Source organism: Streptomyces sp. NPDC058308, from assembly GCF_042880275.1.
Taxonomy (GTDB): Bacteria; Actinomycetota; Actinomycetes; order Streptomycetales; family Streptomycetaceae; genus Streptomyces.
Map to the genome: position 1 here is coordinate 1 of NZ_JBHVZA010000022.1, position 24,355 is coordinate 24,355.

Annotated in this window: 16 protein-coding genes; 13 read left to right on the plus strand and 3 right to left on the minus strand. The window is 72.0% G+C overall.

Features of this window, described 5'->3' with window-relative positions; translation table 11 throughout:
- Positions 1-358: 358 nt before the first annotated feature.
- From ACFVYL_RS26790 to ACFVYL_RS26820, 7 genes are all read left to right on the plus strand, one after another.
- Positions 359-2,401, plus strand: a complete 2,043-nt coding sequence (locus ACFVYL_RS26790) for a protein kinase (protein ID WP_389720109.1) — start codon at positions 359-361, stop codon at positions 2,399-2,401.
- 159 nt (positions 2,402-2,560) lie between these two features.
- Complete coding sequence (locus ACFVYL_RS26795) at positions 2,561-5,206, plus strand: protein kinase (protein WP_389720111.1); 2,646 nt, start codon at positions 2,561-2,563, stop codon at positions 5,204-5,206.
- Between the two features lie 192 nt (positions 5,207-5,398).
- The gene (locus ACFVYL_RS26800; RefSeq protein WP_389720112.1) at positions 5,399-7,147 is read left to right on the plus strand and encodes a protein kinase; all 1,749 of its coding nucleotides are present in this window, start codon (positions 5,399-5,401) and stop codon (positions 7,145-7,147) included.
- Positions 7,148-7,250: 103 nt separating this feature from the next.
- Positions 7,251-8,903: a serine/threonine-protein kinase gene (locus tag ACFVYL_RS26805; protein ID WP_389720113.1), complete on the plus strand. Its 1,653-nt coding sequence runs from the start codon at positions 7,251-7,253 to the stop codon at positions 8,901-8,903.
- 164 nt (positions 8,904-9,067) lie between these two features.
- Positions 9,068-10,852: a serine/threonine-protein kinase gene (locus ACFVYL_RS26810; protein WP_389720114.1), complete on the plus strand. Its 1,785-nt coding sequence runs from the start codon at positions 9,068-9,070 to the stop codon at positions 10,850-10,852.
- A 167-nt stretch (positions 10,853-11,019) separates the two neighbouring features.
- On the plus strand, positions 11,020-12,636 hold the full coding sequence (locus ACFVYL_RS26815; protein WP_389720116.1) for a succinic semialdehyde dehydrogenase: 1,617 nt from the start codon (positions 11,020-11,022) through the stop codon (positions 12,634-12,636).
- 89 nt (positions 12,637-12,725) lie between these two features.
- Positions 12,726-14,543, plus strand: a complete 1,818-nt coding sequence (locus tag ACFVYL_RS26820) for a GMC oxidoreductase (protein ID WP_389720118.1) — start codon at positions 12,726-12,728, stop codon at positions 14,541-14,543.
- A 142-nt stretch (positions 14,544-14,685) separates the two neighbouring features.
- On the opposite strand, the gene ACFVYL_RS26825 is transcribed toward ACFVYL_RS26820, so the two are convergent.
- Complete coding sequence (locus ACFVYL_RS26825) at positions 14,686-15,813, minus strand: LPXTG cell wall anchor domain-containing protein (RefSeq protein WP_389720119.1); 1,128 nt, start codon at positions 15,811-15,813, stop codon at positions 14,686-14,688.
- A 157-nt stretch (positions 15,814-15,970) separates the two neighbouring features.
- Here ACFVYL_RS26825 and ACFVYL_RS26830 point away from each other — a divergent pair, with 157 nt between their 5' ends.
- The 3 genes from ACFVYL_RS26830 (at position 15,971) to ACFVYL_RS26840 (ending at position 18,153) form a co-directional block, all read left to right on the plus strand.
- Complete coding sequence (locus tag ACFVYL_RS26830; protein WP_389720120.1) at positions 15,971-16,336, plus strand: hypothetical protein; 366 nt, start codon at positions 15,971-15,973, stop codon at positions 16,334-16,336.
- A gap of 120 nt (positions 16,337-16,456) precedes the next feature.
- Entirely contained in the window at positions 16,457-17,233 is a 777-nt protein-coding gene (locus tag ACFVYL_RS26835; RefSeq protein WP_389720122.1) for a hypothetical protein, read from the plus strand.
- Between the two features lie 137 nt (positions 17,234-17,370).
- Positions 17,371-18,153 carry a hypothetical protein gene (locus ACFVYL_RS26840; protein WP_389720123.1) on the plus strand — a complete coding sequence of 261 codons (783 nt, stop codon included), beginning with the start codon at positions 17,371-17,373 and terminating at the stop codon, positions 18,151-18,153.
- Between the two features lie 857 nt (positions 18,154-19,010).
- Here the strand turns inward: ACFVYL_RS26840 and ACFVYL_RS26845 are convergent.
- Positions 19,011-19,331, minus strand: coding sequence for a chorismate mutase (locus ACFVYL_RS26845; protein WP_389720125.1), 321 nt, complete (start codon positions 19,329-19,331; stop codon positions 19,011-19,013).
- A gap of 412 nt (positions 19,332-19,743) precedes the next feature.
- Here ACFVYL_RS26845 and guaA point away from each other — a divergent pair, with 412 nt between their 5' ends.
- Entirely contained in the window at positions 19,744-21,330 is a 1,587-nt protein-coding gene (gene guaA / locus ACFVYL_RS26850; RefSeq protein ID WP_389720127.1) for a glutamine-hydrolyzing GMP synthase, read from the plus strand.
- A 65-nt stretch (positions 21,331-21,395) separates the two neighbouring features.
- Here guaA and ACFVYL_RS26855 read toward each other — a convergent pair whose 3' ends face one another.
- Positions 21,396-21,875, minus strand: a complete 480-nt coding sequence (locus ACFVYL_RS26855; RefSeq protein ID WP_389720129.1) for a pyridoxamine 5'-phosphate oxidase family protein — start codon at positions 21,873-21,875, stop codon at positions 21,396-21,398.
- 127 nt (positions 21,876-22,002) lie between these two features.
- Between ACFVYL_RS26855 and ACFVYL_RS26860 the strand changes: the two genes are divergently transcribed.
- Complete coding sequence (locus tag ACFVYL_RS26860) at positions 22,003-22,788, plus strand: class II aldolase/adducin family protein (RefSeq protein ID WP_389720131.1); 786 nt, start codon at positions 22,003-22,005, stop codon at positions 22,786-22,788.
- A gap of 151 nt (positions 22,789-22,939) precedes the next feature.
- A complete protein-coding gene (locus tag ACFVYL_RS26865; RefSeq protein ID WP_389720329.1) occupies positions 22,940-24,205 on the plus strand; it encodes a hypothetical protein in 1,266 nt (421 codons plus the stop codon).
- Positions 24,206-24,355 lie beyond the last annotated feature (150 nt).

Here is a 24,355-nt window from a genome sequence, read left to right on the forward strand (position 1 = left end):
TACCGGGATGACCCTCCGCCTTGCGATCGCACGCACCAGACGCCGCGAGGCCGCCCTCCGGGCGAACGACGCGAGTTTGACGACAGGGCCTAGGGTGCGCGGGGTGGGGAGAGGGGCAGAACTCCGCGACGAGAAGGGCCGGTTCCCGGTCCGGATCGGCTGGCTTGTCCGTGTTGACCCGGAAGGTGACGGCACGTCGGCAGTCGTGAGTGGCGGTCCCCCCTCGTGCGCGGTCCATCATGAGGGACGAGAAGAGGGACCGTGGACCCTGGGCGCCGGCCGGTCCCTGAGTAAGGGACAATGAAGGCTCTGTCAGGGCGGGTTGCTCGGGTAGCAGCGGTAGCAGCAGAGGGGACGCATGTCGGACGCGGAGCAGACGGGTGAGGCCCGTCGGGACAAGAGCGAACGTCTCCTCGCCGGCCGGTACCGGCTGGGAGAGGTGCTCGGCCGCGGCGGCATGGGCACCGTCTGGCGCGCCAAGGACGAGACGCTTGGCCGTACGGTCGCGGTGAAGGAGCTGCGGTTCCCCTCGAGCATCGACGAGGAGGAGAAGCGGCGGCTCATCACGCGGACGTTGCGTGAGGCGAAGGCCATCGCGCGGATTCGCAACACCAGCGCCGTGACCGTCTACGACGTGGTCGACGAGGACGACCGCCCGTGGATCGTGATGGAGCTGGTCGAGGGCAAGTCGCTCGCGGAGGCGATCCGTGAGGACGGAGTGCTCTCGCCGCGGCGGGCCGCCGAGGTCGGCCTCGCCGTGCTCGACGTGCTGCGCTCCGCGCACCGTGAGGGGATCCTGCACCGCGATGTGAAGCCGTCGAACGTGCTGATCGCCGAGGACGGCCGGGTCGTGCTGACGGACTTCGGCATCGCGCAGGTCGAGGGCGACCCCTCGATCACGTCCACCGGCATGCTCGTCGGCGCGCCGTCGTACATCTCCCCGGAGCGCGCCCGCGGCCACAAGCCCGGCCCCGCGGCCGACCTGTGGTCGCTGGGCGGCCTGCTGTACGCCGCCGTGGAGGGCGTCCCCCCGTACGACAAGGGGTCGGCCATCGCGACGCTCACCGCGGTGATGACCGAGGACGTCGAACAGCCCGTGAACGCCGGGCCGTTGGAGAAGGTCATCTACGGCCTGCTCGCCAAGGACCCGGAGCAGCGGCTCGACGACGCGGGGGCGCGGGCGCTCCTCATCGACGTGATCCACGCTCCGGAGCTCAAGGCGGAGCCGGAGCCGGTGGAGGCGACCAAGGTGGTGCCGTTGCCGCCGGCCCCGCCGAGCCCGCCGAAGGCACCGAGGACCCCGAGGACGCCCAAGGCGCAGAAGCCTGTGAGGGCCCCGAAGGCTCCGAAGGCCACGGGTGTCACCGGTGGAGTTTCCGGTGCCGCTGGTGCCGCTGGTGCCGCCGGTGCCGGAGAGAGGTCCGCGGGTGCCACGGGCGCGTCCGCCGTCGGAGCCGCTGCCGGCCGCAAGGCGGCGGAGGCCACCGACCGCGTGAAGAGCGCCCTGCAGTCGGTGCGCAAGGGGGCCGCCGCCCGCAGCGTGGGGGCGTCCGCAGCCGGGTCGTCGCGTGCGGGCTCGCCCACCAGTTCGCCCTCAGGGCCGGGGAGCACGTCGTCGCGGCCGCCCGTGAAGGCGTCGCTCACCGACGTGGTGCCGCGGCGGACCCTGGTGATCCTGTCCGTGGTGGTCGTGCTCGCCGTGCTCGGCACGGTGCTCGCCCTCGCGCTCGGGGACGACGGCAGCAAGACCGAGGACAACAAGGGCGGCGACAAGGCCGCGTCCAGCGGAGCCACCGCAGGCGGCGGCCAGGGCAAGGACGCGGACAAGGGCACCGGCAAGGACACGGGCAGCGGCGCCGGTACGGGGGACGACGGGAGCAAGGACCCCACCGCGGACAAGAGTTCCGACTCCGACGAGGGCGAGGGGCACGACCCGGGCAAGGACGACGACGGCAAGAAGCCGGGTGACGCCGCGGCCTCGACGTACAAGCACGCCCAGGGCTTCAGGATCGGGCTGCCGAAGGGGTGGAAGTTCCAGTCCACGGGCCGCGCGGGCGCCCGGTTCGGCGGGCCCGACGGGCAGAAGCTGCTGATCGGCTGGACGGGCACGCCCAAGGGCAATCCGGTGAGCGACTGGGAGAACCAGGAGAACTACATGGTCCGGTCGCAGTACCACCGGATCCGGATAGAGAAGGTCGGCTTCCGTGGCTGGAACACGGCCGACTGGGAGTTCACCTACGTGGACGGCGGGACCAAGTACCGGTCGATAGACCGCGGCTTCGTCGTCAACGGCAAGCTCGGCTACGGAATGATGTACACGGCCAAGGCCGACGACTGGGGGAGCGGGAAGCGGCGCTCCACGTGGCAGACGTTCACGAAGACGTTCGAGCCGAAGTCCTGAGCCGGGGTCCTGAGCCGAGGTTCTGAGCCGGGTCCTGAGCGCAGGATTCCGCAGTCCTGAGCGCACGGTTCCGAGTTCGGGGCCCGAGATGTCGTATCCCCTCATTGCGGTTCGCCTCCGGCACGTATCGTGAGTGCTTGCGGACCGTACGCAGCCGCAATGAGCCACAAGACGAACGGATTTGACCACCGGACAGGCGGGGGAGGCGTCGTGGACGACTACGCGGGACGGGTGCTCGCCGACCGTTACCGCCTGCCGCTGCCCCCTTCGGACGAGTACGAGCTCGCCGAATCCCGCGCCTTCGACACCTACAGCGGGCAGGAAGTCCTCGTCAGGCAGGTGCTGTTACCCGAGATCGTGGACGCCGAAGTGGTCGGCGAGGGCGAACCGGCCGAGGCGGAGCCGGCCGTGGACGACCTGCCCGCGGGCTTCGTGCCGCGGGCGAGGCCGGGCGGGCCCGGGGTCCGGCGGGCCGCGTCGCGGACGACGCGCAGGCCCACGGATCCGGCGGTGCGGCGCGCGATCGAGGCGGCGCAGACCGCCGCGCAGATCCCCGACCACCCGAGGCTCGACCAGGTCTTCGACGTGTTCGCGGAGGGCGGCTCACTGTGGATAGTCAGCGAGTTGGTCGCGGCGCGGCCGCTCGCGGCGCTCCTCGCGGACCGGCCGCTGAGCCCGTACCGCGCCGCCGAGGTCGCGGCGGACGTCCTCGCGGCGCTGCGGGTGCTGCACGCGTACGGCTGGGTGCACCGGAACATCACCGCGCGGACCGTGTTGATATGCGACGACGGCCGCGTGATGCTGACGGGCCTCGCGGCCGGCGCGGCCGAGGAGGCGCTCTGCGGGTACGACCCCCGGCCGGTCGAGGCGGGTGAGGCGGCGGGCTCGGCGGGGTCGGTCGGGAACGTGGCGGAGTACGGGGGAGCGGAGGCGTCCGGCGCTGAGGGGGCGCCCGGTGCGGCCCGTGCGCCGGGTGAGGGCCGGCACGAAGACGGGGACGTCGCGCTCGAACCCGCGCCGGAGCCCGCCGGGCCGGGCGTACGGGCCGGGCGTTCGAGTGCCGTGGCGGCGTATCGCGCGGGGACACGGGCCGCCGCGCGGGTGACCGAGGGCTCCGGTGACCGGAAGTCGGGGACGGCCGGATGGATCTCGGATCCCTACGGCATGGCGGAGACGAAGCCCTGGCATGGAGCGGTGCCGCGGGCCGGGGTCCCGGCGGCACGGAGCGCGGACAGCACGCCCGAGCCCGATGCCGACGACACCACCGGCACGGGCGAGGACGTGGCCGTGAGCGGGCGCGGGGCCTGGGACGAGGGCCCCGCCGAAGGGGCCGCGCCGCGCGGGCCCACCACCGCCCTCGCCGCCGAGCGGGCCCGCCACGCGCGCATGGTGGTTGTCGGAGCCGTCACCGAGCGGTGGGCGCCCGAGCAGGCAGGACCCGTGCACGAGAACTGGCAGCTCGCCGCGCCGATCGGCCCCGCCACCGACCTGTGGGCCCTGGGCGCGCTGCTCTTCCGCGCCGTGCAAGGACACGCCCCGTACCCGGAGGACAGCCCGGCCGAACTGGTGCAGCTCGTCTGCGCCGAGCCGCCCGCCTTCGCCGAGGAGTGCGGGCCGCTGCGGCCCGTCGTCGAGTCGCTGCTGCGTCAGGACCCCACCGAACGGCTCGACTTCGAGGAGCTGAGCGGCTGGCTGCGCTCGTTGGTGCGGTCGGCGCCCGAGCCGGAGGCCGGGGCGCACGTCGTGCCGGTGCCGTCGTACGACGCGGGCCGGCTGCCCGTCGTGCGACGGCGGGGCGAGGTCGTCCGCAGGTGGCGCGGGGCAGCGGCGGCCGGTGGGCCCGGCAGCGGGCCGGGGCACGGGCACGGACGGCACAAGCGCGGCAAGGGCAAGGGTCGAGGCGGCGGCACGGGGCGCAACGGCGCGGGCGGGGACGCGCGGCTCGCCCCGGCGACGCGGGCGGCCACGAGCGAGCCCCGGCCGGTGCGGGAACCCCGGCTGTCCCACGAGGCGGAACTGCCGCGTGAGCCCCGCGCTCCCGGTCGCCCCCGTTCGCTGGGGCGGCTGTTGTTGATCGCCATCCTCCTCGGGCTCGCCGCGGCCATCGCGTACGCCATGGTGTTCATGCCCAAGGGGGACGACCGCGGATCGGGCGTCGGCGCGGGGGCCGCGGGCGAGGTCGGTTCGGCACCGGGCACGGGCGGTCCCGGCAAGGACAAGGACAAGAGCAAGGACAAGGACAAGGGCAGCGAAAGAGACAAAGAGACGGGCGACGAAAAAGAAGAAGGAGACAAGAACAAGCCAGGCAAGAACCCCGGTTCGCAGGAGCCGCAGACCACCGACCCCGACGTCCCGAAGGGCTTCGCCCTGCGCAAGGACCCGGAGGGCTTCCGCGTCGCCGTCGCCAGCGGCTGGGACAGGCAGGCCAAGAACGGCCGTGGCCAGGTCCGTTACACGCACGGCGGCTTCGAGCTGCTCCTCGTCCCCGGGCGCGACACCACGGACGGCTACGGCAGCGACCCCATGAAGTACCAGCGCGAGCACGAGCGTGAGCTCCAGCCGTTCCGCGATTCGTCCTGGGCGACGTCCAGCGGGATGCGGCGTATCGACGTGGGCGGACGGGCCATGGCGGAAGGCCAGTTCACCTGGCAGGACTCCGGGGGGCGCGAGGTCTTCGTACGCAATCTCGCGATGGTCGTCGGCGGGAAGTACCACGTGGTGCAGGTGCGTGGGCCGGAGGCCGAGCGGGACGAGGTGACGCGCCTGTACGACCAGGCTTCGGCCACCTATCAGGTCACCGGATGAGTAACCGGATGATTCACCGGATAAGCCACCGGATGAGTCACTGAATGAGCCACCGGATGAGTCGATTCCGGCACTCGCGACATGCACGGCATGCGTCACAGTGCGGTCTTCTGAGCCCCCCTGTGGTTCCCTGCACGCGGCCCGCTCCTTAACCTGGGCCTGTCAAGACCATTGCGGGGGAACGTGAATCAGATGCAGGGACTGCTCCTCGCGGGCCGCTACCGACTCGCCGAGTCCATCGGCCGCGGTGGCATGGGACGGGTGTGGCGCGCGCAGGACGAGGTGCTGCACCGTGCCGTTGCCGTCAAGGAGCTGACGGCTGCCCAGTTCGTGCAGGAGGCCGACCGCGCCGTCCTGTTCGCGCGCACGCAGACGGAGGCGCGCGCCGCCGCCCGCATCAACCACCCCGCCGTCGTCACCGTCCACGACGTCCTGGAGTACGACGAGCGGCCCTGGATCGTGATGGAGCTGGTCGAGGGCCGCTCGCTGGCCGACGCCGTCAAGGACGACGGCCGCATCGAGCCCGTGGAGGCCGCCCGCATCGGCCTGTGGACCCTCAGGGCCCTGCGCGCCGCGCACGCCGCCGGCGTCCTGCACCGTGACGTCAAGCCCGGCAACGTCCTCCTCTCCGACGACCGCCGCGTCCTGCTCACCGACTTCGGGATCGCCGCGATCGAGGGGGACTCGACGATCACCAGGACCGGCGAGGTCGTCGGTTCCGTCGACTATCTGGCGCCCGAGCGGGTCAGCGGTGGCAACCCCGGCCCCGCCTCCGACCTGTGGGCGCTCGGTGCCACGCTGTACACGGCGGTGGAGGGGTTCTCGCCCTTCCGGCGCACCTCGCCGCTCGGCACGATGCAGGCCGTGGTGACGGACGAGCCCGCGCTGCCCGGCCACGCGGGTGTCCTCGCGCCGGTCATCAGCGCGCTCCTGAGCAAGGATCCGCAGGCCCGGCCGTCCGCGGAGGAGGCCGAGCTGATGCTCGCCCAGGCCGCGGAGGGGCGCCGACCGCAGCAGGCGCAGGCGTACGTCCCGACGCAGGTGCACCCGGCCACCGGATCGCACCCGGCCACCGGTTCGCACCCGGACGCGCACAGCCAGGCGCACACGACCGCGCAGGGCCAGTCACATGCGAACCCGCAGGGCCAGGCACACACGAACCCGCAGGGCCAGGCCTCCTCCGCCACCGCCGGCCCGTACACGCACCCCCAGGCCCCCTCGCCGTACACGCACCCCCAGACCCCCACCCCCGGCGGCCAGGCCCACACCCCGGTCCCCGGCAGCGGCAGCGCCAGCGGCCCCGACATCCTCACCGTCGTCAGCCAGGGACACGACCGCCCGCGCGAACGCCGGCGCTGGCCCGCGGTCGTCGCCCTCGTCGTCGCGGCCGCGCTGCTCGGCGGCGGCGGTGTCTTCGGCTATCTGCATTTCGCCGACGACACGCAGGGGCAGGCGCAGGACGGCGGACCGGCCAGGGCGGTCGGCGGCATCCCCGACGACTGGCAGCGCGTGCAGGACCCCGAGGGCTTCAGCCTCATGCTGCCCAAGAACTGGAAGCGCGAGGCGGACGGCAACCAGGTCGACTACACGCCCGACGGCGGCCGCAGGTTCCTGCGCATCTCCGTCGACAAGAACCCGCAGTTCGAGAGCTCCTACACCCACCAGCTTTCCCTGGAGAAGAACCTGCGGGTGAAGCTGCCGGGGTACCGGCGGCTGCACCTGAACTCCAACACCTTCCGCGACCAGCAGGGAGCCCTCTGGGAGTTCAGCTGGAAGGCGGGCGCGAACGACACGACCGCAGGGCCGCGCCGCGCCATCGACCAGGCCTATCTCAGCCGTGACGGCGTGGAGTACGCGATCTACATGTCGGCGCCGGCCGAGGACTGGGACACCACGCGGGAGCAGTTCGACGCGATGCTGCGGGGGTGGCGGGAGCCCTGAGCGCCCACGCCCACCTCTGAGGAGCCTGGGAGCAGCGGCCGGAACCGGCCCGCGGCGTGCTCGGACCCATTTCCTTCCCGCACGTGTGGGGCATGATGGCCGCATGGGGAGCCTGGGAGACCACGCCGGTGCGGCGGGTGCCGGCGGGGCCGGCGCCGGTGGGGGCAACCCCCGTGTGATCGCGGGCCGTTACCGCCTGGAGTCGCGGCTCGGCCGGGGCGGCATGGGGGTCGTGTGGCGCGCCACCGACCTGCTTCTGGGGCGGCAGGTCGCGGTCAAGGAACTGGCGCGGGACGAGACCCTCTCCGACGCCGAGGCGGAGCAGCAGCGCGAGCGGACGCTGCGCGAGGCGCGGGCGGTGGCGCAGCTGCGGCATCCGCATGTCATCGTCGTCCACGACGTCGTCGTGCAGGACGAACAGCCGTACATCGTCATGGAGTTGATCGAGGGCGGTTCGCTGGCCGGGCGGATCGCGTCCAGCGGCCCGCTGGACGCGGCCACCGTGGCGCAGATGGGCATCGACCTGCTCGGCGCCCTTGGCACCGCGCACGAGGCGGGCATCCTGCACCGCGACCTCAAGCCCGCCAACGTGCTCATGGAGCGCGCGACCGGCCGCGTCGTGCTCACCGACTTCGGGATCGCGCAGCTCAGCGGGGCGACGACGCTCACGGAGGTCGGCTCGTTCGTGGGGTCGCCGGAGTTCACCGCGCCCGAGCGGATGGCGGGGGAGCGGACCGGGCCCGAGTCCGACCTGTGGTCGCTCGGCGCGCTTCTGGTCACCGCGCTGGCCGGTGAGTCGCCGTTCCGCCGCGACTCGATCGGTGGCGTCCTGCACGCGGTCGTCTACGACGAGATACGCCCGCCGCTGGCCGCCGCGCCGCTGCTGCCCGTGGTGCTCGGCCTCCTCGACCGCGACCCGGAGCGCCGGCTCGACGCGGCCGGGGCCGCCGCGCTGCTGCGGACGTACGTCGAGACGGGGCGGATGCCGACGCCGGCGCGGGAGAGACCGGGCTCCGTGCTGCCCGGTCTGCCGGGGCGGCCGGGGCGGGGCGGTCATCCGCCGACCCTGTGGGAGCTCCCCGCGGGCCTGTCCCCGGCGGGGACCGTGAAGCCGTACGGCAGGCACGGGCGGGCCGGCCTGATCGCCGCCGCGCTGGTGGCCGCCACCGCGGGCGCAGGCGTCTCCGCGGCGCTCCTGCTGAGCAGGGACGCTGACGGCGGCGGCACATCGCCCCCGTCCTCCTCCGCGTCGCAGGTCACGGCCGAGCCGACGGTCACCGTGACGTCCCCTTCGCCGAAGCCGTCCTCGCCCCAGGCGCCCAAGGGCTACCGCATCGCGAAGGACCCCGAGGGCTTCGCGCTCGCCGTCCCCGAGGGCTTCCGCCGCGAGGTGGACGGGCCCCGCGTCTTCTACGTCTCGTCCGGCGGCACCTACCGCATCGGCATCAGGGAGTCGGCCGGTGAGCGCGGCGGCCCGCTCGCCATGCAGCGCCGCGCCGACGCCGCGGGGCCGCGGACCAACCCCGGTTACCGCGACGGCCGCGTCACGGAGACCACGCGCAACGGCAGGCCCGCCGCCCTGTGGGAGTTCACCTGGGACGGCTTCAGCGAGGAGGAGGGCGCCCGGCACTCGTTCGACCTGTGCTGGGCGGAGGGCGGCCGGACGTTCGACGTCTGGGTGTCGGCGCCGGTCGGGGACACGGCGCAGGCCAGGCGGTACTTCGACGCGGCGGTCGACACGTTCGTACGCCGTTGAGGTCCGTACGCCGTTGAGGTCCGTACGCCGTCGAGGTCCGTACGCCGTTGAGGTCCGTACGCCGTTGGGGTCCGCCGGACGCGGGCGGGCCGCGTGCATCACCCCGGTCACAAGGAGCGGACCTGGCTGGAAAACGGGGTACCCGGCAAGGTAGTCATGGGGGCATGAGTAATGACGGGGGAGCCTCCTACAGGCCGTACGAACCCACCAGTTTCGGCCTTCAGCCACCGCAACAGCCCGGCGTGCCGGGGCAGTCGGGCCACCGTGCCGGGGCTCTCCCCGACAACCCGTACGCGCAGCCGCAGCAACCGGCCCACCAGGCGCAGCCGCAGCAACCGGCCCACCAGGCGCAGCCGCAGCAGCCCGCCCACCAGGAACAGCCGCCCCGGCAGCCGTCCGCCCCCGGGCCCACCCAGGCCGTGCCGGACCAGGCGGCCGGGGCCGAGCCGGGCGCGGGCCGGCGCATCGCGGGCCGCTACCGGCTGCTCGCCAAGCTCGGCCACGGCGGCATGGGCACGGTGTGGCGCGCCAAGGACGAGACGGTGGACCGCGAGGTCGCGGTGAAGGAGCCGCGCATCCCCGACCACCTCCCCGAGCGCGAGCGGGCCAACGTCTTCGAGCGGATGCGCCGCGAGGCGCGTGCCGCGGCCCGCCTCGACCACCCGGCCGTGGTCAACGTCCACGACGTGGCGGTGGAGGACGGCCAGCCGTGGATCGTGATGGAGCTCGTCCAGGGCCGTTCCCTGGGCGCCGCCCTCCAGGAGGGCACGCTGAGCGCCCGGGAGGCCGCGCGGATCGGCCTCGACGTCCTGAACGCCCTGGACGCCGCGCACCAGGCGGGCATCCTGCACCGTGACGTGAAGCCGGACAACGTGATGCTCGGCCGCCACGACCGCGTCGTCCTCACCGACTTCGGCATCGCCCAGATCGAGGGCGAGACGAACCTGACGGACACGGGCGGCTTCGTCGGCTCGCCGGAATTCATCGCTCCGGAGCGGGTGCTCGGGCAGCGGCCGGGGCCGGCCTCCGACCTCTGGTCGCTGGGCGTCGTGCTGTACGCGGCGACCGAGGGCGTCTCGCCGTTCCGGCGCAACAACACCCCCGCGACGCTCCAGTCGGTCCTCAACGCGACGCCCGCCGCGCCCGCTTCGGCCTCGGGTCCGCTCGCGGAGGCGATCAACCGGCTGCTGGTCAAGGACCCGGCCCAGCGTCCGAACGCGGTGCAGGTGCGCGCGCTCCTGGAGGAGGCGGCGCGGCCGCCGCAGCCTGCGCCCACCCAGATCGTCACCGTCACGAACGGCGGCGACGGCGGCCGCGGCAAGGGGATCTTCCTGAGCCGCAAGGCGCTCGCCGTCGTCGCGGGTGTGGTCGTCGTCGCGGTGGCGGCGGGCGTCCTGGTGGCCCTGAACCCCTTCGGGGGCTCGGACGACACGGAGGGCTGGCAGAAGCACGACGTGAAGGAGCTGGCGGCGACCGTCTCCGCGCCCAAGGGGTACGAGAAGTCCGAGGACGACAACTCGACGGCCAAGGCGCACTGGGTCGCCTACACCGACCCGAGCGGCAGCATCTCGATCAGCCTCGCCCTCAGCAAGAAGGCCGAGGACGACGGGGAGATCGCCGGGACCGCGGCGGCGCAGATGTACGACGACGACGCCGACTTCAAGGAGTCCGGCGACTACAACCTGGGCATGGCCTCCGATCCCGCTCCCAGGACCGCGCCGGAGGAGACCAAGTTCCGCGGGGAGAAGGCGGCGGAGAACACCGTCACGTACTCCACGACCGACAGTCAGAACCCGCGTCCCCGCGAGCTCAAGGCCTTCTACTACCGGACCAAAAGCGGTGACATGTACAAGATGGTCATCAGCTATCCGGGCAAGGGCGACTTCACGGTCCGCGGCCGCGAGGTCGCGAGGACGGCGGTCGCGGAGCTGGCGCCCGACAAGCTCTGAGCCCGGGTTCCGCACGGTGTCCAAAAACGTGCGCCGAGGGGCGCGGCCCGCAACAACGCGCTGATCAGCGGCTTTGTCGCCAGCAATCACTGGCGTCGTGTGAGTGGTCGGTGAAGCCCATTACCGATGGGTACCCAAATCCCTGACGTAGGCCTACTCTCACGAGCATGACGGACTCGCAGGCCACCGCAGCGCCCCTCGGAACGAACCCGACCGCCCCGGCCCCCGAAGGCGCGCGCACCGCCGCCGACGTGGTCACGCCCGAGCTGATCGCCCAGCTCACCCGTGACGTCATCGGGTCGGGACGGACGGCCAACCACACGCCGCTCACCGGCGAGAAGCTGGCCGACCTGCCCGAGTCCACCCCCGAGGACGTGGCCACCGCCTTCGAGCGCGCCCGCACCGCCCAGGTCGCCTGGGCCAGGACCCCCGTGAAGCAGCGCGCCGCCGTCCTGCTGCGCTTCCACGACCTGGTGCTCCAGCGCCAGGCCGAGGTCCTCGACCTGATCCAGCTGGAGACGGGCAAGGCCCGCCTGCACGCCCACGAGGAGATCCAGGCCGTCGCGGTCGCCGCCCGGCACTACGGCCGCAAGGCCCCCAAGTACCTGAGCCCCAAGCGGCACACCGGCGTCGTCCCGGTCCTCACCAAGGTCACCGAGAACCGCCAGCCGCGCGGCGTCATCGGGCAGATAGCCCCCTGGAACTACCCGTTCGAGCTGTCCATCGGCGACGCGCTGCCCGCCCTCGTCGCGGGCAACGCGCTCGTGATGAAGCCCGACACGGAGACCTGCCTCACCGCCCTGTGGGCCCGCGACCTGATCATCGAGGCGGGCCTGCCGTCCGAGGTCTTCCAGGTCGTCCTCGGCGAGGGCCCGGTCGTCGGCCCCGAACTCGTCAAGCACGCCGACTACGTCTCCTTCACCGGCTCCACCCGCACCGGCCGCGAGGTCGCCCAGGGCGCCGCCGCCCGCCTGATCGGCGTCTCCCTCGAACTCGGCGGCAAGAACGCCATGCTGGTGCTGGACGACGCCGACGTGGACAAGGCCGCCGCGGGCGCCGTGCGCGCCTGCTTCTCGTCCGCGGGCCAGCTGTGCATCTCCATCGAGCGGCTGTACGTGCACGAGTCCATCGCCGACCGGTTCGTGGAGCGCTTCGCCGAGCGCACGAAGGCGATGCGGCTCGGCACGTCCCTCGCGTACGGCGCCGACATGGGCTCCCTCGTCGGCGAGCGGCAGCTGGAGACCGTGACCCGGCACGTCGAGGAGGCCGTCGCCAAGGGCGCCACGCTCGTCGCGGGCGGCGTCGCCCGCCCGGACATCGGCCCCTACTTCTTCGAACCGACCATCCTGGACAACGTCGAGGCCCCGATGGCGGTCTGCACCGAGGAGACCTTCGGCCCCGTCGTCTCCCTCTACCGCTTCACCGACGAGAACGAAGCGGTCGAGCTCGCCAACGCCACGCCGTACGGCCTGAATTCCTCGGTCTGGACGAAGGACGGCGGCCGCGGCCGCAAGGTCGCCGCCCGCCTGCGCACCGGCACCGTCAACGTCAACGAAGGGTTCGCGCCCGCCTACGGCAGCGTGCAGTCCCCGATGGGCGGCATGAAGGACTCCGGCCTCGGCCGCCGGCACGGCTCCGAGGGCATCCTCAAGTTCACCGAGGCGCAGACCGTCGCCACTCAGCGGATCATGCCGCTCGCGCCGTCCTTCGGTCTGGACGACGAGAAGTACGCGGCGTTCATGAGCACCAGCCTGAAGGTCATGAAGGCGTTCCGCCTGCGCTAGCCCACGCCCCGAGGGAGCGTCCGAAGGGGCGCGGGGAACCGCGCGACCAGCCACGACGCACCCGCAGAGTCTTTCAACGAGGAGAGTCAATGTCACAGGAGAGCTCTGCCCGGAACCAGGTGGGCGACGACGTCACGTACGACTACGACGTCATCGTCGTGGGCTCCGGCTTCGGCGGCGCCGTCTCCGCACTGCGCCTGACGGAGAAGGGCTACCGCGTCGGCGTCCTGGAGGCCGGCCGGCGCTTCACGCGCGCGACGCTGCCCAAGAACTCCTGGGACCTCAAGAACTACCTCTGGGCCCCCGCGCTCGGCCTGTTCGGCATCCAGCGCATCCACCTGCTCGGCAATGTGATGGTCCTCGCGGGCGCCGGGGTCGGCGGCGGCTCGCTGAACTACGCCAACACCCTCTACGTACCGCCCGCGCCCTTCTTCAACGACCCGCAGTGGAAGGACATCACGGACTGGCAGGACGAGCTGCTCCCCTACTACGAGCAGGCCAAGCGCATGCTCGGGGTGCGGCTCAACCCGACGATGACGCCCTCGGACGTCCACCTGAAGGCCACCGCGCAGGAGCTGGGGGTCGGCGACAGCTTCCACATGGCGCCCGTCGGTGTCTTCTTCGGCGACGAGAAAGATGCGGACGGTAATTCAACGGCCGCGCCCGGCACGGAAGTTCCCGACCCCTACTTCGGTGGCGCGGGCCCGTCCCGCAAGGCCTGCACGGAGTGCGGCGAATGCATGACCGGCTGTCGGCACGGCGCGAAGAACACCCTGAACGAGAACTACCTGTACCTCGCGGAGAAGGCCGGCGCCGTCGTCCACCCGATGACGTCGGTCGTCGCCGTCACCGAGGACTCGCGGGGCGGCTTCGCCGTCGCGACCCTGCCCACCGACAACAAGCGCAAGGGCAGCGGCCGGACGTTCAAGGCCCGCAAGGTCGTCATAGCCGCCGGTACGTACGGCACCCAGACCCTCCTGCACCGCATGCGGGACACCGGCCTGCTCCCGCAGATCTCCCAGCGGCTCGGCACCCTCACCCGCACCAACTCCGAGGCCCTGGTCGGCGCCCAGACCACCGACCGCCGCTACCGCAAGCGGCACGGCGGCGAGAAGGTCGACTTCACCCAGGGCGTCGCGATCACCTCGTCGATCCATCCGGACGCCAACACGCACATCGAGCCCGTCCGCTACGGCAAGAAGTCCAACGCGATGGGCGGCATGACGCTGCTCCAGGTCCCGTACAGCGTGAAGGGCGGCAAGGACCGCGTCGCGGGATGGCTCGGCAACATGGCGCGCCACCCGCTGCTCGCGGTGCGCTCGCTCTCCAACCGGCGCTGGTCCGAGCGGACCATCATCGGCCTCGTCATGCAGTCGCTCGACAACTCCCTGACCACGTACCGCAAGGAGAAGGGGCTGGGGAAGGGGCTGCTCACCGCCCGGCAGGGCCACGGCGCGCCCAACCCCGAGCAGATCCCCGAGGCCACCCGCGCGGCGACGATCCTCTCCCAGGAGATCAACGGTTTCCCCGGTTCGAACATCGGCGAGCTCATGGGCACCCCGCTGACCGCGCACTTCCTCGGCGGCTGCCCGATCGGCGACTCGCCGGAGACAGGCGTCATCGACCCCTACCACCGGCTCTACGGCCACCCCGGCATCTCCGTCGTCGACGGCGCCGCGGTCTCCGCGAACCTGGGCGTCAACCCGTCCCTGACGATCACCGCGCAGGCCGAACGGGCGATGTCGTTCTGGCCCAACAAGGGCGGCGAGGACCAGCGTCCGGCCCAGGGCGGGCCGTACGTGCGGCTCGCGGCCGTCGAGCCGAAGACCCCGGCGGTTCCGGCGGACGCCTTCGGCGCGCTGAAGCTGCCGTTCCTGGGGATGCCGACGGTGCCGCCCAAGAGCTGACGGGCCCCGGCCTCATGTCCTCATGTAGGGAGCCCCGGACACACGTAAGGACCTGCGCCCCCCTCCGAGCGCAGGTCCTTCCGCGTGATCAGGTGCCGCCGATGGGCGGCGTTCGGCGTTCGGCGCCAGGCGCCGTCCGGCCTCAGACGGCGGAGTCGGCCTTGCGGCGGCGCACCGCGAAGACCACGCCCGCTCCGGCGACGACGGCGACACCGCCGACGAGACCGACGGTCGGCAGCATCGAGCCGGCGCCGGTCTCGGCGAGGCTGCCGTCGGTGACCGGGGCGTCCTGGGCGCCGCCCTGCGGCTTCTTCACCGCGGCCGGCGCCGTCTTGGACGAGGTCGGCGACGGCTTCGGCGTGGCTGGGGCCGGATTCTCGTTGTCGCTGTCCGCCTTGGCGATCCAGAGCTGCTGGTACGCGTCCGAGTTGTGTACGCAGTCCTCGTCGGAGTCGACGTACTTGCCCATGCCGATCGCGTAGCCCTTGCCGAGCGGAGCCCCGGCGCCGATCTTGACCCGCAGCTTGATGACGGCCTCGTCCTCGGCGTCGAGCTCCGTGGTGCCGTAAGCGAGGCCGTCATTCAGCTTGCTGTCGATCGTCGTCCACTCGTCGGTCTCGGGGTCGAGGAACTGCAGCTCGGCGTAGGTCCGCAGCCAGTCCTTCTTGCCCTTGTTGCCGGGGAAGTTGTTCACGAACGTGGTCCACCTGACCTCACCGAGCGGCTCGTAGGTGGGGTTGGCGACGGTGAGCTCGAACCGGTGCCATCCGCTGCCCGGGACGATCTTCGTGGGCAGGTCGACGAGCTCGACCTCGAGCTCCGAGTCGACGTCCACGCCGTCCTCGTCGACCGGGCAGTCGTCCGGCACGGGCTCGGCGGGGTCCTCCGCGTCCGGGACCTCGGGGAGCTCGCCCGACTTCTTGGTCGGCGCGGGCTTCACCGCGGGCGTCGCCGACGTCTCGGGCGGCGCGGGAGTCGTGCCCGGATTCGGCGTGCCGGGCGGGGTGGCGTCCGCCGGAGGCGTCGCGGGCGGGGTCTGCGTGGGCGTTGCGGACTCCGAGGCGGCCGGAGCCGGGGTGGTGCCCTCGGTAGCGAAGGCGGTCGGAGCCGACAGCAGCGCGATCGGGGCTATGGCAGCCGTAGCGGCCGCGGCAGCCATGGCACGACGAAGCTTCATGAAGACCTCAAGAAGTCCGGCGCGCTGCCCGGGCGGCAGCACGGAGGTGGCGGCCTCCGCGGTGGGGACACGGGTGTGGCCGTTGTTACGCATGCATGACCCGTGATCTCTGTGAATGGTTGTCCCGCGTTCACAGAACCCTTATGTGTCGTGACTCACATCACTTGTGCCGCCGTGACGTGGTGCCGTAGAACTGCCCCGCTCACAGGGCAAGAGCACGCACGTAAGCAGACCCAGGGGAGGGGACAGCGTGGCCATACCCGACGAGGTGTGGAAGAGATTCGAGAACGACAGCGAGCGGGAGATCCGCTCGTCCGCGCCGAAGGAACCGTCCGCGCGGGCCCGCATGGTGGCCGAAAGGCTGCGGCAGCTCGACGAGGAGGCCGCGCGCCAACAGGTCGAGCAGGCAGGGCGGTTCCGCCGCAGGCGCGCGAGGCGTGCGGCCGAGTCCGCCCGCTGGAGCCCCGACGAGTGGCGCGCCGCGCCGACAGGACCGCACCGCGGCCGGCGGTCCGAACGCGGCCGCCGGGTGTGGAGCGTGGTGATCGTCGTCGGCTGCATGGCCCTCGCGATCGTCATGCTCAGCCCCTTCCGCTTCTGGATGTGGGGCTGGTGAGAGGGGTCACCGAGCCCCTCGCACCACCGCGGAACCAGAATTGATCTTCCTCCGTCGTACGTCATGGCAGCCGTCGTAGGTCGCGGCGGTCAGGGCTCTTGGTGATCGGGGGAACAGAACGTGAAGTCAGCTGTGTCGCGGGCCGTGGTGGCCGTCTCGGTCGTTGCCGTACTCGGGGCGAGCGCCGCCTGCGGCAGCGGTGGCGGCGGTGGCGGTGGCGGTGGCGGCAAGAAACCGGCCAAGCGGCCCGCCGGCGCCTCGACGCTGGTGCGGGCGGCCCTCACCGCGGGGGACGTCAAGGGCTACGACGTCGAGGAGCCGGCCAAGCCGGACGCGTCCAAGGCCGGGCCCGCCGCACCGCCCGCCGGGAAGCCCTCGCCCGCCGAGTGTGCCCCGCTGACCGTCGCGCTCGGCGTCGGCGCCGCCCCGGGCACGGCGAAGGACCACGTCGGCCGCGTTCTGACCCCGGCCGACGACAAGGAACCGACCACGACCGGAGTCGACCTGTCCGGCCACACCAAGGCCGGGGCCCAGCGCGCCGTGGCCGACCTGCGCGCGGCGTCGAAGTCGAAGCAGTGCACCACGTTCCGCATCGGCGACGACCGTTACGTCGGCCTCGAACCACTGACCGCACCGGACAAGGGCGACGAGGCCATCTCGTTCAAGGCCGCCCACCGCAAGGGCGATTACGTGACGCGCGAGAGCATCACGGTCGTGCGCAGCGGCTCGACGCTCGCGGTCTTCGACGCGTCGAACCTGTACGACCCCGAGAGCGTCCAGAACGACAGGGAGGCCGCGAAGGACGGCACGGACGGCCTCCGCTCGCCCACGGCGGACGAGGACCCGAAGGTGGCCGAAAAGATTATTGACGCCCAGCTAGCCAAGCTCACGACCTAACTCACACACGCCGCGTACAACCTTTTCGGCGGTTTCTGATCGTTACGGAAACCGCTGGTGAGAGCCGCGTGTTTGGCGTTTTCATTGCGCCTCGGCGCGGACCGTCGTCCGCGCGGTGTGAGCTGAAGGTGGGAAACGTGAAGTCAACTGTGTCTCGGGCCGTCGTGGCCGCGTCCGTCACGGTCGCGCTGGGCCTGACCGCAGCGTGCGGAGGCGACAACGGCGATGACGGCAAGAAGTCGTCGGGTTCGGCCAAGTCCGTGCAGGGAGCGGCGGCTTCGAAGGAAGACGAGAGGCCGGGCGGGGAGAAGTCGGGCGACCAGAAGCGGGACGGCGGGAAGGCGGGCGGCCGGAAGGCGTCCGCTCTGTCCGCCGCCGACCTGGAGAAGGCCGTGCTCGCCAAGGGTGACCTCAAGGGCTACACGTTCGAGAAGATGTCCGCGGCGGACATGCCGTCCCAGACCGTGCCCGCGGACCCGGCCGCCTGTCAGCCGTTCGCCGACATGTTCATGTTCGCCAGTCAGCCGGCGGCGAAGTCCCGCGTCGGGCGGACCCTGACCGGAGCCGACGAACTGGACGCCACCGTCGTCTCGCTCGCCCTGCTCGCGCACGAGCAGGACGACGCCGAGAAGATCATGGACGGCCTGCGGACGGCCACGAAGAAGTGCACCGCCTACGAGCACGCGGACTCCAAGTACCGCGACGTCGCCGCCCTGCCCGCCCCGAAGGCGGGCGACGAGAGCGTCGCGTACAAGGTCGTGGGCCTCCTCGAGGGCCAGAAGACGCCGATGAGCTTCACTGTCGTCCGCAGCGGCTCGACGCTCGCGGCCTTCTACTCGATCAACCTGCTCCAGCAGAAGAAGTTCGGAGTGCCGAAGAAGATCGTCGAGGCGCAGGTGGACAAGCTGAAGAGCCTGTAGGGGGAGACGTCGGCCCCGGCTGAGACCGGCGGCGGGCCGGTGGCGGGCCGGTGGCGGGGCGGCGGCGGGTCGGCGGCGCAACGATGGGCGGAACCCACAGCGAAGGGCCCCGCGGGACGGATCCGCGGGGCCCTTCGCTGTCAGCACCGACGTCAGGGAGGCGTCGGTGCCTCGGGACGGCGCCGGGGGGAGTGCGCCGCTTGGTTCGAGCCGCCGGTGGCCGACCCGGCGCACCGGGGGCGCTCACGTGGTATCGACCACTGGCAATGAAGCTGTGCGGGGGGCTGGGCGCCCGCCCTTCTGGGCATCGTGCTGGATGTGTCGTCGGCGGCGCAACCGTTTCGACCACACTGTTTCAGCCACCCCTGTAGGAGAGGGGCGGGGAGAAGAGGGAGGGGAAGGGAGGGGAGAGGGGGCGGGTGTCGGGACGGAGGCCGGCCGGCCCCGGGCGTCCCCGGAGCCGACCGTTCTCTTGGGTGACCGGGCTGCTGTCCCCTGCCGTCCGGTCACATCGCTGAAGCGAGGTCCCACGGCGCCCGGACTCGGTCCGTACGCCTCATCGCCCCAGCGGAGCCACGCGTGGTTCTTGCGGGCCCGCCCCTGGCTGACACGGACACCGGGACCAACGAAGCTCGCCCGGAACCGGTCACGCGCCGTACGGGTGAGAACGGACCCGAACTCAGTTCCGCAGCTTCCCACGGGCCCCAGACCCCCACGGGCTCACAGATTCCCACGGGCTCACAGATTCCCACGGGCTCACAGATTCCCACGGGCCCGCAGACTCTCGCGGGCTCGCAGACTCCCGTAGGCCCACAGTCCCGCGGGCCTACAGATTCCCGCGGGCCTCGCGGCGGTGGTCAGACGCGTCCCCGGCACAGCTCGAGGAGCGTCATCGCGAGCGTCGTGCCGGGCTTGCCGAGCGCGTCGCTGTAGTGGCCGAGAATCTCCATCTCGCGGGAGAGGTTCACGCGGCGGCCGCCGGACGCGATGCGCGCTTCCTGGATGACGGCCGAGACGGCCATCCGTTCCTGGACGAGGCCGATGATCCGGTCGTCGAGCGTGTCGATCCGCTCCCGTGCGCCCTCGATGACGACGGCGGCCTCGTGGGTGCGGGCACCGGTCTTGTCAGCGGTGGCGGTGGTGGTAGCGGTGGTGGCGGCGGCGGTCGTGGCGGTCATGCGGGGCTCCTTGTGGTCCGTGGTGGCCGAGGTGCACCGGAGCGGCAAGGCCCGCGTACGACAGAGCGCCCCGGGCCTTGTCGGCCCGGGGCGCCCGGTAAGTCGCTTGTCAGAGGATCAAGCAGCTCGACCATGGCAGCCGGCAGGCCGGTTGCCATAGGTAAAGAGGAAGCTGAGGTGCTTGGTCACGAGGTCAGTATGCCCCCACGCGAGCGTGGCGGGTCAATCCGGGTTCCCGTACGGCTCGGATGCTGAGACGGCCGTCCGGGCGGCGTGCCCGCGGCGCGGGGCCTGTCGGATACGACGAGGGGAGCCCTGCCGAGCCCGGTAGAATCGACAAATACAGACCCCCTGCTCACGCACGAGCCTCTGCTCACGCACCGCTCACGCTCAACGCCGGAAGGCCGCCGCCGTGCCATCAGCGCCCCCCGCTGCCGCCGCTCCCGACACCGTTCTGGTCGTCGACTTCGGAGCGCAGTACGCCCAGCTCATCGCCCGTCGCGTCCGTGAGGCCCGCGTCTACAGCGAGATCGTGCCGAGCACGATGCCCGTCTCCGAGATGCTCGCCAAGAGGCCCGCGGCGATCATCCTGTCCGGCGGCCCCTCGTCGGTGTACGCGGAGAATGCGCCGACCGTGGACCGCCAGCTCTTCGAGGCCGGTGTCCCCGTCTTCGGCATGTGCTACGGCTTCCAGCTGATGGCGACGACCCTCGGCGGCACCGTCGACAACACCGGCGCGCGCGAGTACGGCCGCACGCCGCTGGCCGTCTCCAAGGCCGGGTCCACCCTCTTCGAGGGCACCCCGACCGAGCAGTCCGTGTGGATGTCGCACGGCGACGCGTGCAGCGCGGCGCCCGAGGGCTTCACGGTCACGGCCTCCACGGACGTCGTGCCGGTCGCGGCCTTCGAGGACGACGAGAAGAAGCTGTACGGCGTGCAGTACCACCCCGAGGTGATGCACTCCACGCACGGCCAGCAGGTCCTGGAGCACTTCCTCTACCGCGGCGCCGGCCTCACGCCGAACTGGACGACCGACAACGTCATCGACGAGCAGGTCGCCGCGATCCGCGAGCAGGTCGGCACCAAGCGTGCGATCTGCGGTCTGTCCGGCGGCGTGGACTCCGCCGTCGCCGCCGCCCTCGTCCAGAAGGCCATCGGCTCGCAGCTGACCTGCGTGTACGTCGACCACGGCCTGATGCGCAAGGACGAGACCGAGCAGGTCGAGAAGGACTTCGTCGCCGCGACCGGCGTGCAGCTGAAGGTCGTCGACGCCCAGGAGCGGTTCCTCGCCGCGCTCGCCGGGGTCTCCGACCCCGAGGAGAAGCGGAAGATCATCGGGCGCGAGTTCATCCGCGTCTTCGAGCAGGCCCAGGCGGAGATCATCGCCGACGCCCCCGGCGACCAGCCGGTGGAGTTCCTGGTCCAGGGCACCCTCTACCCCGACGTGGTCGAGTCCGGTGGTGGCTCCGGCACCGCGAACATCAAGTCCCACCACAACGTGGGCGGCCTCCCCGAGGACCTCGAGTTCCAGCTCATCGAGCCGTTGCGCAAGCTGTTCAAGGACGAGGTCCGGATGGTCGGCGCCGAGCTCGGCCTGCCGGACGAGATCGTCCAGCGTCAGCCCTTCCCCGGCCCCGGTCTCGGCATCCGCATCGTCGGGGAGGTCACCAAGGACCGCCTCGACCTGCTGCGCGAGGCCGACGCCATCGCCCGCGAAGAGCTGACGGCGGCCGGTCTCGACCGGGAGATCTGGCAGTGCCCGGTCGTGCTGCTCGCCGACGTCCGCAGCGTCGGTGTCCAGGGCGACGGCCGCACCTACGGCCACCCGATCGTCCTGCGCCCCGTCTCGTCCGAGGACGCCATGACGGCCGACTGGACCCGCATGCCGTACGACGTCCTCGCGAAGATCTCGACGCGCATCACCAACGAGGTCGCCGACGTCAACCGCGTGGTGCTCGACGTGACGTCGAAGCCGCCGGGGACCATCGAGTGGGAGTGACCTCCCCGCACGCCTGAGACGGCGCCGTCCACAGACCAGTGGGCGGCGCCGTTCCGCTTGCCCGGTCAGGTCCGCCGGGTGACCCGCGTCGCCGTACCCGGCTTCCACACCTGCACCGCCAGGTACTTCCCGTCCTCGATGTACGTGCGGACCACCTCCGTCAGCTCGACGCGGAAGAGGTGGAACGCGTCCGGGTCCGGCGGCTCGACCGCCTCCGCGTACAGCGCGACGGTCTCCCGGTCCCGCACCTCGATCGCGCGCCCCGCGATCCGGACGTCGCCCCCCGCCATCTCGGTGCCCGGCCCCGGGTTCGCCTGCAGCGCGAAGCGCGGGTCGCGGCGCAGGTCGAGCGCCTTGAACGAGTTCGGCATCATGCCGAGCCACAACTCGCCGTTCAGGAAACGGACTTCGATCCCGGTGGTGCGCGGCGAGCCGTCCTTGCGGAGCGTCGCGAGGACGTGATGGGTGAACGCGGCGAAGCGCCGCTCGACGGTGTGGGCGAGATCCGGCTCTGCTGCGGCGAAGGCTTCCCAGTTGAACGACATACATGGAGTCTGGCGCCGATACCCGACACCTTCTGTCGTCTTTGCCGCGGGCCTCGCCGGCGCCCCTCTGTTCACCTGCACGCACCACCGGTACCTTCCGCCTCGTACGGCCAGAGATGGAGGACACATGCAGGCGCCCACACCGATACCCGTCGAGCGATTGCAGTTCGCGATGCCGCCCGTCCACGAATCCGTGGCCGACGAGCGGCAGCACCGCAAGGAGCGGCTCGCCGGCGCGCTGCGCGTCTTCGGCAGGCTCGGGTACGAGGACGGGGTCTCCGGCCACATCACCGCGCGCGACCCCGAGCACACAGACTGTTTCTGGGTGAACCCCTTCGGGATGCCCTTCAAGCACGTCACCGTCAGCGACCTCGTCCTCGCCAACGCCGAGGGGCAGGTGGTCGAGGGGCGCCACCACGTCAACCAGGCCGCGTTCACCGTCCACGCCCAGGCTCATCTGGCGCGGCCCGATGTGGTCGCCGTCGCGCACTGCCACTCGCTGCACGGCCGCGCGCTCTCCACGCTCGGCGAACTCCTGGACCCGATCACCCAGGAGGCCTGCGCCTTCTATGAGAGCCACGCGCTGTACGACGGCTACACCGGCGTCGTCGTGGACGCCGAGGAGGGCCGCAGGATCGCGTCCGCGCTCGGCGGCCACAAGGCGGTCATCCTGCGCAACCACGGCCTGCTCGCGGTCGGGGACTCCGTCGACGCCGCCGCCTGGTGGTTCATCTCCATGGAACGCTCCTGCCAGGTCCAGCTGAGCGCACGGGCCGCGGGCCGGCCCGTGATGATCGGCCACAAGCAGGCGGTGCAGACGCGCGAGCAGCTCGGCAGCGACCTGGTGGCGTGGATCAACTACCAGTCGCTGTGGCAGGACATCAGCCGCAGCGAGCCGGATCTGCTGGCCTGACCTGGACGTCAACGCCGGGCCGGGCCTTTCACCCCCACTGACCTGACCCCGGGGATGTGTTCGCCCTTCAGTACGGCACAATTCCCCTTCTCTGCAAGGTAGTTCGCGCGGGCCCCCAGGGGCTTCGAGGGTGGGGAAGGCGGCGTACGCGGTGGCGGTGCAGGAGGCGAGGCAGGGCGCGCACGGGGGCGGCTGCACGTGCGGCGGCTGTCCGCACGGGGCGCGCGAGGGGCACCGGCGCGCCGTGGCCGTATTCCTCGCCAAGCGTGACGCATACGCGGCCGGAGAGGGGCTCCCCGCGGCCGTGGCACACTCGGCGGGCGCCTCCCGGCAGTGGGTGTCGGACGAACTGACGCAGTCCGCACGCGATGTCGCCGAACGCGGCAGGGCCGAGGGTGAGGCCTGGCTGCGACGCCTGTGGACGCGCACACTCGCCGTCGTCTGGGTCGCCTTCGCCGTCCTGCTCCTGGTCCAGGCGCTCACCGCGATCGGCGGCGGCTGGACGTCCGCACGCACGGCAGGGCTCCTGGTGGCCCTGGTCGTGGGCGGGCTGCTGACCGTCGCTGCGTACGCGCACCGGGCGCGTGGCGGGGTCCTGGCGCCGGTGCTCGGCGAGGACAACCGGCTCTCCACCTCGCGCACCGTGGCCGCCTGCTGGGTGCTCCTCGTCGTCTTCGCGGTGCTCGTCCTCGCGGGTGAACTGGCCGCGGCCTCGGGGCACCGGGAGCGCGACGAGCTGGTCGCGGGCCTCGAACTCGCCCGAGCCGCCGGGACGCTGACCGTCCTCGCCGTGGTGTGCGCGGTGACCGTCCTCGTGCGCAGAATCGTCGGCCTGCGGGTGCTCGGCCAGCGCCTGCAGAAGGTGCGCGCGGACCGTCCGCGGGCCGCCGACCCGCTCACCGACGACGCGGGCCGAGGCAGTTTCACCGACACGCAGTACGTCCTGGTCAGTGCCGTCGCCGTGGTCTTCGCCGCGGTACGCCTCGCCCGGCGGCCCGAGCAGCTGCCCGACCTGCCGTGGGGGCTCGCCGTGCTCGTGCTGGTCTCGGCCGCGACATATCTGGCGGGGAAGTACGCCGAAGGCGGCCGTCCCGTGATCCTCTCCGTGGTCCGCGCCCGGGAGGCCGGCGATCTCGACGCCCCCATCCGCACGGGCGACGACATTGAGATCCGCGGCGCGGGCTTCGTCCCGCCGGGCGCCGGGGAGGCCGACCGGCTCGCCCGCACGGTCGTCCGCATCGGCGCAGTACACGTCCACGTACCGCTCGTACCCGTACCCGGCGGCTTCGCCAATCCGAGCGACGCGGTGCTGACCGTGCCCGTCCCGGTCGACGTCGAGCCCGGCAACGTCGAGGTCCAGGTCGTCACGGCCGCGGGCGTCGAGTCCAACCGCGTCACGATCGACGTCACGGACTGACCCACCGACCTCCCGTCCCGGCCGCCACCCCACCTGCGCGGAACCCCGAGCAGCACGCGGCGCAGCCACCCGCGCGGACCCGCCCCCGCGCGCCTCTCCTGACCTGCTTCAGCTGACACAAAAGCCTCCCCCTGTGGCTTCCGGACCGAT

Bases quoted from the DNA above. Each gene is read 5' to 3' on its own strand.
- ACFVYL_RS26825 (WP_389720119.1), bottom strand. From the start codon at position 15,813: ATGCGTAACAACGGCCACACCCGTGTCCCCACCGCGGAGGCCGCCACC.
- ACFVYL_RS26860 (WP_389720131.1), top strand. From the start codon at position 22,003: ATGCAGGCGCCCACACCGATACCCGTCGAGCGATTGCAGTTCGCGATG.
- ACFVYL_RS26795 (WP_389720111.1), top strand. From the start codon at position 2,561: ATGAGCCACAAGACGAACGGATTTGACCACCGGACAGGCGGGGGAGGC.
- ACFVYL_RS26790 (WP_389720109.1), top strand. From the start codon at position 359: ATGTCGGACGCGGAGCAGACGGGTGAGGCCCGTCGGGACAAGAGCGAA.
- ACFVYL_RS26855 (WP_389720129.1), bottom strand. From the start codon at position 21,875: ATGTCGTTCAACTGGGAAGCCTTCGCCGCAGCAGAGCCGGATCTCGCC.
- ACFVYL_RS26805 (WP_389720113.1), top strand. From the start codon at position 7,251: ATGGGGAGCCTGGGAGACCACGCCGGTGCGGCGGGTGCCGGCGGGGCC.
- ACFVYL_RS26845 (WP_389720125.1), bottom strand. From the start codon at position 19,331: ATGACCGCCACGACCGCCGCCGCCACCACCGCTACCACCACCGCCACC.
- ACFVYL_RS26815 (WP_389720116.1), top strand. From the start codon at position 11,020: ATGACGGACTCGCAGGCCACCGCAGCGCCCCTCGGAACGAACCCGACC.
- ACFVYL_RS26800 (WP_389720112.1), top strand. From the start codon at position 5,399: ATGCAGGGACTGCTCCTCGCGGGCCGCTACCGACTCGCCGAGTCCATC.
- ACFVYL_RS26820 (WP_389720118.1), top strand. From the start codon at position 12,726: ATGTCACAGGAGAGCTCTGCCCGGAACCAGGTGGGCGACGACGTCACG.
- ACFVYL_RS26810 (WP_389720114.1), top strand. From the start codon at position 9,068: ATGAGTAATGACGGGGGAGCCTCCTACAGGCCGTACGAACCCACCAGT.